18 protein-coding genes are annotated in these 17,091 nt (G+C 68.4%); 9 read left to right on the forward strand and 9 right to left on the reverse strand.

Going from position 1 to position 17,091, the window contains the following annotated elements; translation table 11 throughout:
* Nucleotides 1-26 precede the first annotated feature (26 nt).
* Both NI1_RS35260 and NI1_RS35265 read right to left on the reverse strand, forming a co-directional pair.
* The gene (locus tag NI1_RS35260) at nucleotides 27-1,088 is read right to left on the reverse strand and encodes a hypothetical protein (RefSeq protein ID WP_169815682.1); all 1,062 of its coding nucleotides are present in this window, start codon (nucleotides 1,086-1,088) and stop codon (nucleotides 27-29) included.
* A 27-nt stretch (nucleotides 1,089-1,115) separates the two neighbouring features.
* The gene (locus tag NI1_RS35265; protein ID WP_067830264.1) at nucleotides 1,116-1,907 is read right to left on the reverse strand and encodes a bestrophin-like domain; all 792 of its coding nucleotides are present in this window, start codon (nucleotides 1,905-1,907) and stop codon (nucleotides 1,116-1,118) included.
* 192 nt (nucleotides 1,908-2,099) lie between these two features.
* Between NI1_RS35265 and NI1_RS35270 the strand changes: the two genes are divergently transcribed.
* Nucleotides 2,100-3,341 (forward strand): FAD-dependent monooxygenase, encoded by a 1,242-nt coding sequence (locus tag NI1_RS35270; RefSeq protein ID WP_067830267.1) that lies wholly within the window; start codon nucleotides 2,100-2,102, stop codon nucleotides 3,339-3,341.
* Between the two features lie 58 nt (nucleotides 3,342-3,399).
* Nucleotides 3,400-4,017 carry a TetR/AcrR family transcriptional regulator gene (locus NI1_RS38595; RefSeq protein ID WP_169815683.1) on the forward strand — a complete coding sequence of 206 codons (618 nt, stop codon included), beginning with the start codon at nucleotides 3,400-3,402 and terminating at the stop codon, nucleotides 4,015-4,017.
* 87 nt (nucleotides 4,018-4,104) lie between these two features.
* Here the strand turns inward: NI1_RS38595 and NI1_RS35280 are convergent, their stop codons facing one another.
* The 4 genes from NI1_RS35280 to NI1_RS35295 form a co-directional block, all read right to left on the reverse strand.
* Nucleotides 4,105-4,848 carry an adenosylcobinamide-GDP ribazoletransferase gene (locus tag NI1_RS35280; protein ID WP_067830451.1) on the reverse strand — a complete coding sequence of 248 codons (744 nt, stop codon included), beginning with the start codon at nucleotides 4,846-4,848 and terminating at the stop codon, nucleotides 4,105-4,107.
* A gap of 13 nt (nucleotides 4,849-4,861) precedes the next feature.
* Complete coding sequence (cobT, locus tag NI1_RS35285; protein WP_067830273.1) at nucleotides 4,862-6,829, reverse strand: nicotinate-nucleotide--dimethylbenzimidazole phosphoribosyltransferase; 1,968 nt, start codon at nucleotides 6,827-6,829, stop codon at nucleotides 4,862-4,864.
* Between the two features lie 100 nt (nucleotides 6,830-6,929).
* Nucleotides 6,930-7,547, reverse strand: coding sequence for a LysE family translocator (locus NI1_RS35290; RefSeq protein WP_067830454.1), 618 nt, complete (start codon nucleotides 7,545-7,547; stop codon nucleotides 6,930-6,932).
* A 21-nt stretch (nucleotides 7,548-7,568) separates the two neighbouring features.
* Nucleotides 7,569-8,534 carry a helix-turn-helix domain-containing protein gene (locus tag NI1_RS35295; RefSeq protein ID WP_067830275.1) on the reverse strand — a complete coding sequence of 322 codons (966 nt, stop codon included), beginning with the start codon at nucleotides 8,532-8,534 and terminating at the stop codon, nucleotides 7,569-7,571.
* Between the two features lie 205 nt (nucleotides 8,535-8,739).
* Here NI1_RS35295 and NI1_RS35300 point away from each other — a divergent pair, with 205 nt between their 5' ends.
* A complete protein-coding gene (locus tag NI1_RS35300; RefSeq protein ID WP_067830278.1) occupies nucleotides 8,740-8,967 on the forward strand; it encodes a hypothetical protein in 228 nt (75 codons plus the stop codon).
* Between the two features lie 67 nt (nucleotides 8,968-9,034).
* Nucleotides 9,035-9,487, forward strand: coding sequence for an SgcJ/EcaC family oxidoreductase (locus NI1_RS35305; RefSeq protein ID WP_067830281.1), 453 nt, complete (start codon nucleotides 9,035-9,037; stop codon nucleotides 9,485-9,487).
* 54 nt (nucleotides 9,488-9,541) lie between these two features.
* Here NI1_RS35305 and NI1_RS35310 read toward each other — a convergent pair whose 3' ends face one another.
* On the reverse strand, nucleotides 9,542-10,198 hold the full coding sequence (locus NI1_RS35310; protein ID WP_067830284.1) for a DUF3043 domain-containing protein: 657 nt from the start codon (nucleotides 10,196-10,198) through the stop codon (nucleotides 9,542-9,544).
* Nucleotides 10,199-10,507: 309 nt separating this feature from the next.
* On the opposite strand from NI1_RS35310, the gene NI1_RS35315 reads away from it, so the two are divergent.
* From NI1_RS35315 to NI1_RS35330, 4 genes are all read left to right on the forward strand, one after another.
* On the forward strand, nucleotides 10,508-10,858 hold the full coding sequence (locus tag NI1_RS35315; protein WP_067717607.1) for a HesB/IscA family protein: 351 nt from the start codon (nucleotides 10,508-10,510) through the stop codon (nucleotides 10,856-10,858).
* A gap of 248 nt (nucleotides 10,859-11,106) precedes the next feature.
* Nucleotides 11,107-12,078 carry a carbohydrate kinase family protein gene (locus tag NI1_RS35320; RefSeq protein WP_067830456.1) on the forward strand — a complete coding sequence of 324 codons (972 nt, stop codon included), beginning with the start codon at nucleotides 11,107-11,109 and terminating at the stop codon, nucleotides 12,076-12,078.
* 92 nt (nucleotides 12,079-12,170) lie between these two features.
* The gene (locus NI1_RS35325) at nucleotides 12,171-13,061 is read left to right on the forward strand and encodes a homoserine O-acetyltransferase/O-succinyltransferase family protein (RefSeq protein WP_169815684.1); all 891 of its coding nucleotides are present in this window, start codon (nucleotides 12,171-12,173) and stop codon (nucleotides 13,059-13,061) included.
* Between the two features lie 13 nt (nucleotides 13,062-13,074).
* Nucleotides 13,075-13,788, forward strand: coding sequence for an MBL fold metallo-hydrolase (locus NI1_RS35330; protein WP_067830290.1), 714 nt, complete (start codon nucleotides 13,075-13,077; stop codon nucleotides 13,786-13,788).
* 67 nt (nucleotides 13,789-13,855) lie between these two features.
* Here NI1_RS35330 and NI1_RS35335 read toward each other — a convergent pair whose 3' ends face one another.
* Complete coding sequence (locus NI1_RS35335) at nucleotides 13,856-14,956, reverse strand: branched-chain amino acid aminotransferase (RefSeq protein ID WP_067830293.1); 1,101 nt, start codon at nucleotides 14,954-14,956, stop codon at nucleotides 13,856-13,858.
* Nucleotides 14,957-15,062: 106 nt separating this feature from the next.
* Here NI1_RS35335 and NI1_RS35340 point away from each other — a divergent pair, with 106 nt between their 5' ends.
* Entirely contained in the window at nucleotides 15,063-15,914 is an 852-nt protein-coding gene (locus tag NI1_RS35340; protein ID WP_067830296.1) for a DUF8017 domain-containing protein, read from the forward strand.
* 60 nt (nucleotides 15,915-15,974) lie between these two features.
* On the opposite strand, the gene gcvT is transcribed toward NI1_RS35340, so the two are convergent.
* On the reverse strand, nucleotides 15,975-17,075 hold the full coding sequence (gene gcvT, locus NI1_RS35345) for a glycine cleavage system aminomethyltransferase GcvT (RefSeq protein ID WP_067830459.1): 1,101 nt from the start codon (nucleotides 17,073-17,075) through the stop codon (nucleotides 15,975-15,977).
* Between the last annotated feature and the right edge of the window lie 16 nt (nucleotides 17,076-17,091).

A 17,091-nucleotide genomic window follows, 5' to 3' on the forward strand; every position in this document is an offset into this window, starting at 1 on the left:
GCAATGCGTGCGGCGTGGGCGACGTGTCAGGCGCGGGAGCGGCTGCTCTTGACGCGGGCGGCGGCGATGATGGTGATCACCATGACGGTCATCATCTGGAGGGCGGACCAGTTCGTGGGTTCTTCGGGGACCGGCTGCACGGCAATGGGATACGCGCGCACGGGTGCGGCCGCGAGCACGGGCGCGGGCACCGGGGGGACCACCTCCGGTGCGGGGATCGGGGCGATCGGTGCGGCAGCCGGGGTGACAGGTGCGGGAATCTCCAAGGGGATGCCGGGTTCCGGGGTCGGGGGAACCGGGAGGAGGAGCAGGCAGGTCATCAGGGCGCTGCCGGTGACCGCGCTGCCCACCACCACGCTGCCCGCACCCGCGGAGCCGGGACCGACCAGTCCGCTGGAGCCGGGGATGAATCCCGGTCCGAGCAAACCGGATCCGGAGACGCTGCCGGTGGCGAGGCCGAGCAGGATCGCGCCGATGCCGACCACGGCGCTGCCCGCGCAGGCGGTGAGCACGCTGCCGGATTCGAGGCCGAGCGTTTCACCGAGGGTGCTCGGGCCGGCGACGGGTGTGCCGCCGAAGGCTTCGCTGATCTTGCCGACGGCTTCGTGCCCCGCGCTGCCGGTGAAGCCGCTGCCGGTGTTCAGGTAGGCACCGCCCGCGTCCGTGCTCGGTCCGACGCCGAGCGCGCTCCCGGTGGCGGCTCCGGCCACGGGGTCCGGAATCCCGTCCAGCGCACTACCCGTCCCTGCCCCCGCCACCTGGCCGGGGGTGCCGACCGAGCTGCCGGTGCCGGCCTGGGCGGCGCTGGGGCCGAGGCCCAGTGAGCTTCCGCTGTTCGCCCCGCCGTCGCCGCTGCCGGAGTACGAGCTGCCGGTGCCGATTCCGACGCCGCTGCCGGAGGGCGCGGCCACGTCCGCGGGGGATTCCGATCCCGCACTGCCGGTGATGATTTCACCGAGGGAGGGTAGGTCGGGGTCGGCGGTGGCGGGACCGGCGGCGATCAAGGCCGCGGCGATCGGCACCACCGTCACCGCCGCGATTCCCTTGGCGGCTCTGCGATTTCGGCCATCCCTAGATGCGGGCGCCATGGGCGGATCCCTCCGTGCGTGCGAGCGTCAGCGCGGCAGCGCGTTGACGGTACTGGCGGACGTGATCTGCTGGAATCGCGAAAGCGCCAGCTCGTAGGCTTCCTTGGAGACGGTGTTCCCGCCCGCGAACGGCTGATCCAGCTGGTAGATCGCCACGATCACCCCGCCGATCACCAGGCCGAACAGCGCGGTCATGAGCACGCTGCGCTTGGTGACCATCACCCCGGACAACACGGTGCCCAGCAGCAGCATGACGGTGCCGAACCAGAGCGCGACATACAGGAACCCGGGCAGCCGGTACTCCGCGTCGAGCGCCCGGTCGTAGCGCGCCTCGGCGACGATATCGAGGGCGGCATCGGCCTTGTCCTGCACGGCTTTCACCTCCGGATCGGTGCCGGGCACGGCGGAGACGTTCGAGCGCAGATCGTCGAAGGTGTCCTGCGCCTCCGGGCTCAGCCGCCGCTCGGAATCCATCACCGACCATTCCTCGCCGACCACCTGCTTGGTGTATTCCCTTGTCAGACCCTGGATCTGGATGCGGTAGTCGTCGGGCAGATCATTGGCCGCCTCGTACACGGTCACCAGCCCTTTGGCCTCGGACACGGTGTGCGCGTGGGCAGTGTCGTACTGCTGCCACAGAATCACCACCACGAACGCCACAATGGCCGCGAAGAACATATTGACCAGGTCCAGCACCATCGTGCTCGAGGCTTCGTCGTCCGAGTGCCGCCACGACTTGGGCCGCAGCTTGTCGCCGACGATGAACACCACCACCGCGACGATCCCGAACAGCACGAGCACGCCCAAACGCAAAGCCATAGCGCGACTCCATCTCCAGACCCGGGCAGATTCGTTCGGAAGGTATTCGCCGCCGAGAGCGGGTTGGATTGCGTTCGGCAAACAATCTGTTACACCGCACTTTTCCGGCGGGCGGCGATTCGGCCGAACTCTAGTTACGGCTCCGTAGTTACGGTACCGTACAGGGGTCATCAGCACTGACGAGAGGGCACCATGCTTCCTCCCCATCGGCCCGGCGACCCCTGTGTGGTGGTCGGCGCGGGGCCCGTCGGACTCACCGCGGCACTGACACTGGCCCGGCACGGGCTGTCCACGCTGGTCCTGGAATCCGAACCGCGGCAACGGGTCCGGCCCGGCAGCCGGGCGATCGCACTGGCCTTTCCCACCCTGCGGCGGCTCGAATCGGTCTTGCCCGGTTTGGGGCGGGCCATCGCGGCGGACGGCATCGGGCTCAGCGGGTACGACGCCTATTACGAAAAGCAGCGGATCTTCCATTTCCGCTCCGGCAGTGGAGTGTTCGGCCGGATCGCACGCGCCGACAAGTTCGTGACCAGCTTGCCGCAGCGGGTCACCGAGCGGCATCTGTACGACGCATGCGTGCATGCGGGCGTCGAATTCCGATGGGAGGCAGGGGTTTCGGAGCTGGAACCGCACCCGAGTGGGGTTCGCATCGTCCTGAATTCCGGCGGCACCGTGGACGCGAGCTATGTGATCGGCGCGGACGGGGCGCGCTCGGTGGTGCGGAAAGCCATCGGTGCCACCATGATCGGGCACACCGACGACACTCCGTTCATCATCGTCGATGTCCTGGAGCACCCGGACGGTTCCACCCCCGGTACGCCCGGGCACTTCTACTACCGTCACCCCGATATGGACGGCCGCAACGTCATGCACATGCCGTTTCGCGGCGGCATGCGAATCGACCTGCAATGCCATCCCGGCGACGACGCGGAACACCTTGCCACTCCCGAAGGCATCCGCGAATGGACCGCCCCGATCGTGTCGCCCTGGTACGCCGAGCACATCAGCTGGATCTCCACCTACCGCTTCCACCAAGTGGTCGCCGACTGCTACACCGACCCGCACCGCCGCGTCCTGCTGGCGGGCGAAGCCGCGCATCTCTTCGCGCCGTGGGGCGGTCGCGGGCTCAACTCGGGCGTGCTGGATGCCACCGACGCGGCGAATGCCATTGCCGCCGCGATCGATTCGCCCTCTCGCGCCGCCGCACACCAGGCCATCACCCGCTGTGCGAACGACCGCCGCGCCTGGGGCATCCGCAATCGCGACGTCTCGTCCCGCGCGCTGCACATCATGCGCGCCCCCGATCCCGGCATGCGCCGCCGCCGCACCATCGCCGCCCGGCTGGCTCCGGTCTGCTGGCCCGCCGGAGCCTGGCTCGCGAACGGCCCCCTCCAGCTCACCCCGCCCCGGCTGGGCAGCACCGATTTCTATTGAGCGCCCGCCACGTTGTGCCCGTGCTCCCGCCCGAAAAGTCGTCCCCTACCGTGAACTCGTGCCAGATCGCCGCCCCCGCCAGCCCCGCATGGATCTAGAGGTCCGCCGCGAGCAGATCCTCGACGCCACTCTGCGCCTGGTAACCCGCGACGGCTACGCCGCCACCACCATGGAAGCCGTCGCCCGCGAAGTCCAACTCGCCAAACCCCGGGTGTACGCGGCATACCCGGGCCGCGGCCCGCTGCTGCTCGCTCTGCTGGAACGCGAACAACACCGTGTCCTCTCCCAACTCGACACCGCCATGCCCGCCCCCGCCGACCGCACCGGCTTCGCCGCCACCCTGGCCACCGCCGCCGCCAATATGCTCCGCGCCGCCGCGACCCACCCCGACTCCGCCCGCCTGCTGATCCTCCCCGCCCAGGACGCCCCGCCCGAAGTCCGCGAATACTCGACGCGCGCCCGCGATTTCGCGCTGTCCAACCTGCGCGCCCTGATCGACTGGGCGGCGGAACGCGCCGACGGCCCCACCGGACTCGACGCCGAAGTCCTCGCCATCGCCCTGCTGGCGGTAGGCGAACAGTTGCTCCGCTCCACCCTCACCGATCCGGACCGCTACCCGCCGGCGCGCCTGATCGACTTCGTCGAAACGGCAGTGGGCCAATTGGTCCCGCAGTGAGTTGGAGTTTTGCTCCACTTTCAGCTGGTTTCGGTCAGTTTTCTGACGGATGGGGGGCGAAAGTGGAGCAAAACTCCGACCTTCCGATCAAACGTTCAAGCTGAATACCGCACCGGCAACCGTGACGCCCACCTCCAGCGCCGCACCGAGCACATCACCGTTCAACCCGCCGAACCGCCGCACACAGTGCCGCACCAGAACCGCCGCGACCAGCAGCGCCGCCAGCACACCCACCGGCCCCCGCCAGTCACCGGTCGCGAAAACCCCAGCGACGACACCGATCCCACCCCAAAGCACCCCCACCACCATCGGCTGCGTCCCCGCCACCAACGCCCCGAACCCGGCACCGGGCGCAGCCTCGATCCCCCTCCGGCAAGCCAGCACCACGGCCACCCGCCCCACGGCTACCGCCAGCACCACCGCACCCCAGTGCCCGGCAGCACCCAACGCCCCGAACGAGGCAGCCTGAATCCCGATCACGAAGATCAGCGCCGCCACCCCGAACGGCCCCGCCCCACCACTTTTCATGATCTCCCGAGCCCGCTCCGGCGGCCCGTAACTCCCCAGCCCATCCATGGTGTCGGCGAGCCCGTCGATATGCATCCCCCGAGTGATCAACGCCAGCCCCGCTACCGCAACGAACCCGCCGAGCAACCACGACGCCCCCGCGGCCGCCAACCCCCACAACACACCGGCCGCACCCACCCCGAGCAGCACCCCGACCACCGGCGCCCAGCCGATAGCCCGCCCGGCCGCCCGCCGATCGACCTGATCCGGCCCGCGCACCGGCAACACGGTCAACCACGAAATCGCCAGCCGCGCACCGTTCACCGCCGCACCGGGGTCAGGCACCAGCGTCCACGGTGCTGACTTCGTCGGCGGTGCTCACGCCCGCTTCGGCGAAGGTCGCCATATCGGCGAGGGTGGCGACGGCGGCGCGGAGGATGGGGAGGGCGGTCAGCGCGCCGGAGCCTTCGCCGAGGCGCATTTCCATGTCCAGCAACGGTTCCAGGTTCAACCGGCCGAGCGCGATGGTGTGCGACGGCTCGCTGGATCGATGCCCGGCGACCCACCAGTCGCGAGCGCCGGGCGAGAGCAGGTCGGCGACGAGGGCCGCCGCCGTGACGACCACGCCGTCCAAGATGACCGGGGTGCGCCGGGCGGCCGCGCGGGCCAGGAAGCCCGCCATGGCGGCCAGGTCCGCGCCGGATGCGGTGCGCAGCAAGGCGACCGGATCCTTGACGTGCGGGCGCGCCCGCCACATGGCGTCCCGGATGGCGGCGGTCTTGCGGATCCAACCGGCATCGTCGACGCCGGTGCCGCGACCGACCGCGACCACCGGTTCGGTATCGGTGAGCGTGGCGATCAGCACGGTCGCCGGGGTGGTGTTCCCGATCCCCATCTCCCCGGCGATCAGCAGATCCGCCCCGGAGTCGATCTCCTCATCGGCGATGGCGGCCCCCGCCGCCAACGCCGCCTGCACCTCCGCCTCGCTCAACGCATCCTCGCGATCGATGGACCCACTCGACCGCCGCACCTTGAACCGCGAAATCTCCGCCGCCGTATCCCCCTGCACCGCAATGTCTTCCACCCGCACGGTCGCATCCGCCAACCGCGCCAGCACATTCACCGCCGCGCCGCCGTTCCGGAAATTGGCGACCATCTGCCCGGTCACCTCACTCGGATAAGCCGACACCCCGTGCCGCGCCACGCCGTGATCCCCCGCGAACACCACCACCCGAGCCCGCTCGAACTGCTTGGGCGGCACCACGCCCTGACAGGCCGCCACCCAATTCCCCAAAGCCTCCAACCGCCCCAGCGCCCGAGCCGGCTTGGTCAACTGCCCCTGCCGCTCCTCCGCCGCCGCCCGCACCACCGCATCGGGCCCATCCACCGGCCCGAACTTCACCCGCACCTTCGAAAGATTCGCCGCCCCACCGGCGACAGCGGAGTCCGCGAGCGAATCTCCCTCGGCCGCACCCGGTTCCCCGAGGCCGGCGCCCGGAGTACCCGCCGGCAACCCGGCGCTCGCAGCGACGGTTGCTGACGCCATGCTTCCGGTCATCGGCACCGCGCTCTCGGGCGTGGCAGCAGCGAGCGCATCGGAGGATGCGGCTGCCGGGTGGGCCTGAGCAGGGGCGAGATCCGCCGGTGTCTGGGCGAGGGCGCCGAAGGAGGCGTTGGCGACGGCGTCGGTGAGGGCGGCGCGGTCGGGTTTGATTTGCAGGGCTTGGCCGGCGACGACGAGGTAGACCTCGTCGCAGATGGCGGCCAGGCGCTGGTTGAGGGTGCCGAGTTCATCGCGGAACAGGCGGCCGACGGGGGTCGGCGGAACGACGCCGAGGCCGGTTTCGGGAGTGACGACGACCAGGCGGTGCGGGTAGGCGGTGACGGCGGCTACCAGCGCGTCGATGTCGGGAGCCACGGTGCCGCGGGGGGATTCCCAGGCGGCGCGGGCGTCGATGCGCGCGGCCAGCCAGGTACCGAGGTCGTCGATCAGCGTCGCCGGCACCGATCCGCCGGCGACGTCTGCGGCGTCGGCGGCGATCTGCGCACTGCTGCGAGCGGTCGTTTCGGTCAGCGCCGCGGCCACATCGCCTTCGACGACCGCCCATTCGGCGGGGCGGCGGGCGCGGTGTGCCGCGATCCGTTCCGCGAAGTCGGCGTCGGTGGGGTCGAGGACCGCGGTGGCGATGTACCGCACCGCTCCCGAAGCAACCAGGTGTTCCGCGAAAGCCGACTTGCCGGAGCGGGCTCCGCCGAGCACCAGTGTCCGGAGCGGCTTATCGGATGTTTGAGCAGTGTGCGACACGTCAGCACGTTATCAACCGCAGCCGGATGACGGCGGAGTCGGCACGGTCGGAGCGAGCGCGCCGTTGCGGCTCGCCTGCTCCGGAGGGAGCGACGCGGCGTTACTGGTTCTGCACCGCCAGGCGTCCGGCCAGGGCGACGAAGGAGACGCCGAAAACCCGGCGCATCCACGCCACCACGACGGGACGGGAGATGATGTGGTTGCGGACGGCCGCGGCGCACGCGCCGTAGACGGCGAAGACGATGAAGGTCGCGAGCATGAACAGGCCGCTCAGTTCGAGCATCCGCGGCAACGCGTCGACCGACCCGGCGGGCACGAACTGCGGCAGGAACGCGAAGAAGAAGATCGTCAGCTTGGGGTTGAGGACATTCAGCAGGATCGCCGAGAGGATCACCCGCCCGGCCGACGGGGCGGCCGCAGTGGTCTCCTCGGGAACGGCCAGCGCGCCCTTGTCCCGCAAGGTGTTCCAGGCCATGTAGAGCAGGTACGCCACACCCAGGTACTTCAAGGTCTGGAAGGCGACGGCGCTCGCGTTGAGCAGCGCGGCCAGACCCGTGATCGCCGCGAGCATATGCGGCACGATGCCCAGCGTGCACCCGAAGGCCGCGATCACACTGGCTTTCACCCCGCGCGACAACCCGGCCGCCAGCGTGAACAGCACCCCCGTGCCCGGCGTCGCCACGATGACGAGCGTCGTCAGTAGAAACTCGATACTCATCCCCCACACGCTAACAACCGTCTACGACACCCGCGCCCCGAATCGTCGCCGATACTCCACCGGCGCGATCCCGACCAAGCGCTGAAAGTGATGCCGCAGCAAGGCCCCCGACCCGAACCCGCAGCGCGCGGCGAGCGATTCCAGATCCAGATCGGTCTCTTCGAGCAGCTGCTTGGCCAGCAGAATCCGTTGCCCGGTCAGCCATTTCACCGGCGTCGTCCCGGTCTCGGCGGCGAACTTGCGCGCGAAGGTGCGCGTGGACATGGCGGTGCGCGCCGCCAATGAATCGATGGTGTGCGGCATTTCGAGATGCTCGCCCATCCAGTGCAGCGTCTCGCTGAGCGAATCGGAGCTGCAATCCACCACCGGCCGCTCGATGAACTGCCGCTGCCCGCCGTCCCGCTGCGGCGGCACCACCATGCGCCGCGCGACGGCATTGGCCACGCTGCTGCCCAATTCCCGCCGCACCAGATGCAGGCAGGCGTCGATCCCGGCCGCCGTCCCCGCGCTGGTGATCAGGTTCCCCTCGTCCACGAACAGCACATCCGGATCGACGGTGGCCTGCGGAAACCGTTGCGCCAGTTGCTCGACATACCGCCAATGCGTGGTGCATTTGCGCCCGTCCAGCAGTCCGGCCTCGCCCGCCAGGAACGCCCCGGAGCACACGGTCAGCACGGTCGCCCCATTGTCGGACGCCTGCCGCACGGCTTCGACCAGACGCGGATCCATGGGGATGCCCGCCGTAAACGGGAACGCCGGTATAGCCACCAGATCAGCGTCGTGCAATTCCGCGAGGCTGTATTGCGGTGTCACGGTTATGCCGGGTGAACTGGTGGTCAGCGGTTTGCCCGGTTCGGCCCCGCACACCCGGAAGTCGAAGGCGGGTAGTCCGTCGGCGGTGCGATCCAGTCCGAAAACCTCACAGACCACGCCGAATTCGAACATGGCGAGGCGGTCGTTGAGTACGACGGCGACCTTCGACAGCATGGCTCCACCCTACCTGGCTGGATTTTTGCGAACAATGTCAGAACAGCCACTGTTGGCAGAAAGTTCCTTGGAGAAAACTTACTGCCATGGACGCACTCACCGCAATCGTCACCGCCGGAACTGCCATGAGCGCCCTGGGTTTCCTGACCTGCGCCGCCATGGCCGGCGGCGAAACCGACCGTACCGACGAACTCGAGGTGTAGCCATGACCACCATCTCCCGCAATGCCGAATTCCGCATCGCCACTACCGAATCGCACGTAGCCGCCATGTTCTCCCGCATCTTCGCCCTGTTCGCCGCCGCCGGCCGCGCGGTCCCCTTCCACCGCGAAACCGATTGGGAACTCGCCGGTTCCACCAACTTCGCCGATCGCGACCGCGAACGCGCCGCACACGACCTGCGGGCGATCGCCGGGATGCGCGAACACGGCTGAGCCGGTGACCGGGTGCACAACGAAAGCCCTTGACCTCAACCAATGTTGAGTTCCGAGGATTGGTGCCATGGGTACAGCGAATATTCAGGCACCGATCGTCGAGGATCGGACCGTCGACCACGACGCGGACATCGCCGCCATCCGGCAGCTCATCGCGAATGTCGAAACCGGTTACAACACCAATGATCCCGAGCTGATGACCGCCGACTTCACCGCCAACGCGGCCGTGGTCAATGCCGTCGGCACGCTCATGACCGGCTACGACACACTGCTCGCGGCGAATACCGCCGGACTCGCCGGCTTCCTGAAGGACGAGTACGTCCGCTACGAGATCACCGACATCACCTTCCTGCGGCCGGATGTGGCGATCGCGCACAAGGTGGCGCGGGCGACCACGGCGGCGGGCGAGCTCATCGACCGGGATCCGGCGATGATCGCGCTCTATGTACTCGTCAAGCAGGACGGCCGCTGGTGGACGGCGGCGCGACAGAACACGTTGATCCCGCGCGCTGATCGATAGACAAAGAAGGCCGGGTGAGCGCCACTGCTCACCCGGCCTTCCGACGTTTTCAGGTCAGACGCTGTCGCCCGCGCTCACCCGCGGCTTCGGGGCGCGCATACGGCGCACCTGCGAGGCGCGCACGAAGGCGTACCAGCCGAGCGAGAAGCCGGAGTCGGTGGCCTCCGGGAAGCGTTCGCGCACCCGCTTGTTGACGATGCGGCCGAGCACGACGCCCTCGGCGGCCATGAACAGCATCATGATCAGCATGGCGAGCGTGACGATGGCCTGCATACCCTGCGAGGGGAGCACCATGCTCACGATCAGCACCAGCGCAAGGGGCATGAACAACCCGAGCAGGTTACGACGCGCGTCGACGATATCGCGCACATAAGCCTTGACCGGACCCTTGTCGCGCGGCAGCAGATACTGCTCCTCACCGGCGAGCATGCGGGCCCGGCGATCCTGCATCCCGGCCTTGCGCTCGGCCGAGGCCGCCTTGCGATCCTCCTTGGACCCGCGCAGCGATTTGCGCCGCTCACGCGCCTCCTTCGAGGTCTTCGGGGCGGGCGCGACCGGTCCGCGACGGCGGGCTTCGGCCTCGCGACGCTTCGGGGTCGGCCGGCCCTTACCGAGGGTGACCGGCTTGTCCGCGACCGTCGCGGCACCACCGGCGTCGGCACTGACGGACTCGGATGCGGGATTGGACTCGCCACGGCGCAGGAACTTCACGCCGAAAGGCTAACAATTCCGCCTCCCCGGAACTTCAGCGCCCAGCTGAGAGCCGTTTACCGGCCATCCATGTGGGCCGCCGGTTGCGAGCCGACCCGATGCGGGGTGCCGCCGGCGAGTTACCCCCGCCACTCGAGATCAGTTGTCGATTCGGGACCACCCCGGCTATTCGCCCGCGACCGAACAGCCTCGCCGCTGTGCGGTACAGCCGCCGCGTAGGATTGGGAATAGTCGCCCGCGAAGCGGCGTTGACAGCCACCGAGCCGTGCGCATTTCACGGGTTGAAAACAGGTCCTTTTAGGAGAGTCCATGACTGTGCAGAACGAGCCCACCACTCACGGTGCAACTCTGACCGATGCTGCCGCGGCCAAGGCTAAGGCGCTGCTCGACCAGGAGGGCCGCGACGATCTGGCGCTGCGCATCGCCGTCCAGCCCGGTGGCTGCGCGGGCCTGCGCTACCAGCTCTTCTTCGACGATCGCTCGCTCGACGGCGACCTGGTCGTCGAGTTCGGCGGCGTCAAGCTGGCCGTCGACCGCATGAGCGCCCCCTACATCCAGGGCGCCTCGATCGACTTCGTCGACACCATCGAGAAGCAGGGTTTCACCATCGACAACCCCAACGCCACCGGCTCCTGCGCCTGCGGCGACAGCTTCAACTGAGATAGCGCATCCAGCGCGGAACATCCCCTGCGGAGGTTCCGCGCTGTTGTGTGTCCAGCGCCCACTCGTGTTCGGGGCGAAGCCCCTGAGAGCTTCGGGAGTTGAACACGAACCGTCCCGGACAGTTCTTTTCCGGGAACGGGCGTTGTATTTTCTAAGTGCAGTCAGTTTCGGCTGCCTCCCCTACCCGGCCCACCGCGTCTGCACGTCTAATGGTGTGCGCGCATGTCACCGAAGGATCCACAGCCGTGACCATCGCCGTGTCCGCCTCCATCGCGACCGACCATCCGATGCGATTCCCCGGGAAATTCTCCGATGTGCTACTGGCAGACCAGCTTCAGCACGTCTCGCTGAGCTTCCTCGTCGACGACCTGGTCATCCGCCGCGGCGGCGTGGCGGGCAATATCGCCTACGCCATGGGCCTGCTCGGCCAGTCCCCGCTGCTGGTCGGCGCGGTCGGCCCCGACTTCTCCGACTACCGGAACTGGTTGCAGGACAACGGCGTCGACTGCTCGGCCGTCAAGGTCTCCACCGAAGCCCACACCGCGCGCTTCGTCTGCACCACCGACGAGTCCATGGCCCAGATCGCCTCCTTCTACCCGGGCGCGATGAGCGAGGCCCGCGACATCTCCATCGTCGATCTGGCTGCGGGCCGCGACCTTTCGCTGGTGCTGGTCGGCGCGAACGATCCGGACGCCATGGTCCTGCACACCCAGCAGGCCCGCACCGCCGGCATCCCCTTCGCCGCCGACCCGTCGCAGCAGCTGGCCCGCCTCGACGGCGAGCAGGCGCTCGAGCTCATCGACGGCGCCGCCTACCTGTTCACCAACGAATACGAGTGGGGTCTGCTGCTGTCCAAGACCGGCCTCACCGAAGCGGAAGTCGCTGAGCGCGTAGGCATCCGGGTCACCACGCTCGGCTCCAAGGGCGCGAAGATCGTCGACCGCGACGGCACCGAACTGCACGTGGACGTGGTCCCCGACACCGCCAAGGTCGATCCCACCGGCGTCGGCGACGGCTTCCGCGCCGGCTTCCTCACCGGCCACAGCGCGGGCCTGTCCCTGGAGCGTTCGGCCCAGCTCGGTTCGCTCATCGCCGTGCTCATCCTGGAGACCGTCGGCACCCAGGAATGGACCCTCGATCGCGATGTCGCGTTGAAGCGCCTGCGTGAGGCGTACGGCGCGGAGGCCGCGGCCGAGATCGAAAATATTCTCGCCTGAAACCTGCTCGACAAGTTCGTCCCGCACGCTGATCCTCGTTGATCGGCGTGCGGTTTTCTGTGCGCCCGAAGTCTTATTCGAAGGACCTGATGATGGTGGTGCGGGTCGGCATTGTCGACTTGATCTCGCTGCGACCCGAGAGCATGACTCGCCGGGTATTCCTGGAGGCGGTGACGGGGGCGAGCCAGGAGCTCGTTCCCGGGGGAATCCATTTGGAGACAACGGTTTTCGGGATCGATCCGCGCGGGCCGGTCGAGGACGTGGACTGGGCCGGGCTCGCGGTGATGGACGCACTCATAGTCAGCGGCAGCGAACCGACCACCGGGGATATCGCCGGCGAGCCGTGCCTGCGGATCATCGACGCCATGCTGCGCGAATGCGCGGGGTCTGCCCTGCTGTTCTCCTGCCAATCCGCCCACGCCGCGCTACACCTGCTGTACGGGCTGGGACGGCAGCGGCTGGCGCGCCGGCAGCACGGGTGCTTCGAGCATCACGTGGTGGCCGATGCGCTGACCACCGACCTGCCCGAGACCGTGCTGGTTCCCCATTCCCGCTGGAACGCGATGCTCTCCGCGGACTTGCGCGCAGCCGGGGTGCCCATCCTGCTGGATTCCGCCGACGCCGAATGGCAGCTCGCCGCCGACGGGCCGGACCGGGTGTTCATCCAGGGCCATCCGGAGTACCTGTGCGACACCATGGCCCGCGAATACCGGCGGGATCTGCGGCGCTGGCTGGCCGATCCGGCCCTCTCCTTCCCCCATATCCCGCGCGGCTACTTCCCCGCCGACGTGTACGCCCGGCTGATCGAACACGCCGAACTGGTTCGCACCCAACGCGACCCGCGCCTGCTCGACCACCTGCCGCTGCCCGCCGATTACCGCGAAGTGGCCGCCGACTGGTCCGCGCACTCCCGGCTGTTCTTCGCCAATTGGCTGCGCGTGGTCGCTGAGCGGTGCGCGGCCGAGACGCCGCTCGCGGCCTAGCTACTCTTACCGCATGGCTTCCGACCGTTTGTATTTTCGACAGCTGCTGTCCGGGCGTGACTGGGCGGTCGGCGATCCGATCGCCACGCAGATGCGCAATTTCGCGTACCTGATCGGCGATCGGGACACCGGCGAGGCCGTCGTGGTGGATCCGGCGTACGAGGCCGGGCAGCTGGTCGAGATCGCCGAGGAAGACGGGATGCGGCTGACCGGGGTGCTGGCCACGCATCACCACCCCGATCATGTCGGCGGCACCATGCTCGGATTCACGCTGCGCGGGGTGAAGGAACTCCTCGAGAAGACCGATGTGGCCGTGCACGTCAACGCGGAAGAGCTGCCGTGGGTCGCGAACGTCACCGGCATCGCGCCCTCCGAACTGACCGGGCACGCGCACGGCGACAAGGTCGCGGTCGGCGGCTTCGAGATCGAGCTGCTGCATACGCCCGGGCATACGCCGGGCAGCCAGTGCTTCCTGTTCGAGAACCGGCTCATCGCGGGCGACACCCTGTTCGTGGATGGCTGCGGCCGCACCGATTTCCCGGGCGGCAACTCCGACGACATGTTCCGCAGCCTGCGGTATCTGGCTGGGCTGCAAGGGGATCCGGTGGTATACCCGGGGCATTGGTACTCCGAGGAGCCGTCCGCGACGCTCTCGCACGTTCGCGATCACAACTACGTGATGCGGCCGCAGACCCTCGAACAGTGGCAGATGTTCATGCCGAGCTGATCACACCCTTCGACAGCAATCCGCCCGCCCCGAATACCTTCGGAGCGGGCGGATTTCGTTGTTCAGCTCAGGCGAGCGTACGCATCCAGCCGTGCTTGTCGGCGAAGGTGCCGCGCTGAATACCGGTGAGGGTGTCGCGCAACGCCATGGTCACCTCGCCCGGTTCCCCGCTGCCGATGGTGAATTCACCCTCCGCGGAGCGCACCGAGCCCACCGGAATGACGACCGCGGCGGTACCGCAGCCGAAAACCTCGGTGATTTCACCGGATTCGACGCCCTTGCGCCACTCCTCCACCGACACCTTGCGCTCCTGCACCGCATAACCCGCATCGGCGGCCAGGGTGATGAGCGAATCGCGAGTGATGCCGGGTAGCAGCGAGCCCGACAGCTCCGGGGTCACCAGGCGCGCGTCCGAGCCGCTGCCGAACACGAAGAACAGGTTGTTGGTGCCCATCTCCTCGACGTAGCGGTGCTCGCAGGCGTCCAGCCACACCACCTGGTCGCAGCCCTTCTCGGCGGCCTGCCGCTGGGCGAGCAGCGACGCGGCGTAGTTGCCCGCCACCTTCGCCTCACCGGTACCGCCCGGCGCGGCGCGCACGTATTCGGTCGACAGCCACACCTTGACCGGCTTCAACCCGCCGGCGAAGTACGCGCCGGCCGGGGAACCCATCAGCAGGTACTTGTAGCCGGACGCCGGCTTCACACCCAGGCCGACCTCGGTGGAGAACATGAACGGCCGCAGGTACAGCGCGTCCTCGCCGCCCGCCGCGGGCACCCAGTCGGCATCCACTTCGAGCAGCTGGCGCACGGATTCGATGAACAGCTCATCGGGCAGCTCGGCCATCGCCATGCGCGCCGCCGAGCGACGGAATCGCGCGGCATTGGCATCGACGCGGAAGGTGGCGATGCTCCCGTCCGCCTGCCGGTACGCCTTCAGCCCCTCGAAAATGGCCTGGCCGTAGTGGAAGACCATGGTCGCCGGATCCATCGCGATCGGCGCGTACGGCTCGACGGTCGGGTTCACCCACTGCCCGTCCACATAGTCGATGGAGACCATGTGGTCGGTGAAGAACCGCCCGAACCCCGGCGCCGCGAGTACTTCCTGCCGCCGCTCCGCAGAACTCGGTGCGGGATGCGAGACACGGCTGAACTTCGCGGCAACAGTCATGGCTTGGAGTGTAAATCGCCGGGCACGCGAGGTGGGAGCCGGTATGCCAGGCGTTGACACGGCCACGATTCGAGCCGGTCGGTCGGCACGCCGATAGGGTGAACGGGTGTACCAGCCGCCTACGGAATACACCGTCGACCCCGAACCGCCACACGCCACGCGCCCGTGGCTGCTCGCGCTGATTCTGGTATCGGTACTCGCGTTGATCGCGGTGGTCACCGTGGCGATCCGGCAACCCGGTCACCTGGTCAACGGAAACGCCCTGCCCGCAGACAATTACGGTCCGCAGGACACCGCGACCCACGCGCCGACCACCACCACGACGACCACGACCACCACGGCGCCCAAAGCCGTGATCCCCGCCGTGACGCCCGGCTGGCAGACCGCGTACTCGATCTCCCGCAACGCCGTCTACGACGTGCCCGCGGACTGGACGGTCCCGACGCCCACCACCATCGTCGGCTTCGAGGACGGCGCCGATCGAGTGGTCATGAGCGGCGCGTCGACCTACAAGGAGAAGGCGTGCGGTGACTACGGCCCGCGTGCCATCGCGGGCGTGACCGGGTCCCGGCTGGGCGTCCCCGCCGACGCCGCTCGTGCCATCGCCGACAGCTGGTCCAAGCTGGCCGCCTCCGACGAAGGCAAACCGGCCGGTCAGATCAGTTTGAGCGGGGCCGAGGAACTCACCATTCAAGGCCGCCCCGCCGCCCACGTCACCGCCACCATCGCCAACGCGGCGCCCTTCACCTGCAAGAACACCGCCACGGCCGTCGTGCACGCGGTAGCCATCGCGGCGAACAACGGCCAATCCGTGGTCATGGTCATCTACGCCGACCAGGACGTCTCCGACGCGGCCACCGCCGACACCATGCGCCAGATGTTCACGACCCTGCGCCCCGCGAACCTCACCCAGGCCCAGTGCAAGCAGGAGAACTCGGTCGTCGGCACCTGGTGCTGAAACGAGAAACGCCCGCTCGCCGGTCCGGAAACCATTGGCGAGCGGGCGTTTTCGCTGTTCTTACGCGGTGCGCACCTCGACGAACGGCGGCCGGATGACCTCACACCGCAAACGCCGGCCACGCACATCCACCTCGACCTCGTCACCGGGCTCGATACCCGCGGCGGTGTCGAGCAGCGCGAGCGCGATCCCGATCTTCAAACTCGGCGAGAAGGTGCCGGAAGTGGTTTCCCCGATCTGCTGATCCCCCCGCACCACGGTCTGCCCCTGCCGCAGCACACCCCGGTCGATGGCCTTGAGCCCCAGCAGAATCCGCTTGGGCCCCGCCGCCTTCTCCTGCTCCAGCGCGGCCTTGCCCCAGAACTCGGACTTCTTCCACCCCACCGCCCAGCCGGTGCGCGCCTGCAACGGCGAAATATCAACGGACAGTTCATGTCCGTGCAGCGGGTAACCCATCTCGGTGCGCAGGGTGTCGCGAGCCCCGAGCCCCGCAGCCTGTCCCCCAGCGGCCTCGACCTGCGCCAGAATCCCCCGGAACACCGCCTCCGCATCCGCCCAGCGCGGCAGCAGCTCGTACCCATGCTCCCCGGTGTAGCCCGTCCGGCAAACCCGGACCGGACGCCCTTCCCACTCGGCGTCCTCGTACGCCATGTACTCCATCTCGGTCGGCAGCCCCAGCTTCGCGAGCACCTCCGCCGACTTCGGCCCCTGCACCGCGAACACCGCGTACTCCCGATGCTCATCGGTCACGGTGACGCCCTCGGGCGCGGCCTTCTGAAGTTCGGCCACCACGGTCGCGGTATTGGCGGCGTTCGGCACCAGGAAGATCTCGTCATCGCTCACGTAGTAGGCGATCAAGTCATCGATAACCCCACCCTCGGACGTGCAGCACAACGTGTACTGCGCCTTCCCGGGCCGAATCCGATTCAAATCGTTGGTCAACGCCGAGTTCACGAATTCGGCAGCCCCCGCACCCTGCACGGTCGCCTTACCGAGATGGCTGACGTCGAACAGCCCGACGCTGCTGCGCACCGCGGTGTGCTCCCCCACGGTCCCCGCATAGGAAACCGGCATCTCCCACCCCCCGAACGGCGCGAAGGTGGCGCCCAGCTCAACGTGGACGTTATGGATGGGTCCCTGCAACAGCTTCTCGTCGGTCACCCGTGAGAGCTTATCG

Origin of the sequence: Nocardia inohanensis NBRC 100128 (assembly GCF_001612945.1) — a bacterium.
Taxonomy (GTDB): domain Bacteria; phylum Actinomycetota; class Actinomycetes; order Mycobacteriales; family Mycobacteriaceae; genus Nocardia; species Nocardia inohanensis.

Bases quoted from the DNA above. Each gene is read 5' to 3' on its own strand.
- NI1_RS35260 (WP_169815682.1), bottom strand. From the start codon at position 1,088: ATGGCGCCCGCATCTAGGGATGGCCGAAATCGCAGAGCCGCCAAGGGA.
- NI1_RS35265 (WP_067830264.1), bottom strand. From the start codon at position 1,907: ATGGCTTTGCGTTTGGGCGTGCTCGTGCTGTTCGGGATCGTCGCGGTG.
- NI1_RS35270 (WP_067830267.1), top strand. From the start codon at position 2,100: ATGCTTCCTCCCCATCGGCCCGGCGACCCCTGTGTGGTGGTCGGCGCG.
- NI1_RS35290 (WP_067830454.1), bottom strand. From the start codon at position 7,547: ATGAGTATCGAGTTTCTACTGACGACGCTCGTCATCGTGGCGACGCCG.
- NI1_RS35295 (WP_067830275.1), bottom strand. From the start codon at position 8,534: ATGCTGTCGAAGGTCGCCGTCGTACTCAACGACCGCCTCGCCATGTTC.
- NI1_RS35300 (WP_067830278.1), top strand. From the start codon at position 8,740: ATGACCACCATCTCCCGCAATGCCGAATTCCGCATCGCCACTACCGAA.
- NI1_RS35305 (WP_067830281.1), top strand. From the start codon at position 9,035: ATGGGTACAGCGAATATTCAGGCACCGATCGTCGAGGATCGGACCGTC.
- NI1_RS35315 (WP_067717607.1), top strand. From the start codon at position 10,508: ATGACTGTGCAGAACGAGCCCACCACTCACGGTGCAACTCTGACCGAT.
- NI1_RS35325 (WP_169815684.1), top strand. From the start codon at position 12,171: ATGGTGGTGCGGGTCGGCATTGTCGACTTGATCTCGCTGCGACCCGAG.
- NI1_RS35330 (WP_067830290.1), top strand. From the start codon at position 13,075: ATGGCTTCCGACCGTTTGTATTTTCGACAGCTGCTGTCCGGGCGTGAC.
- NI1_RS35335 (WP_067830293.1), bottom strand. From the start codon at position 14,956: ATGACTGTTGCCGCGAAGTTCAGCCGTGTCTCGCATCCCGCACCGAGT.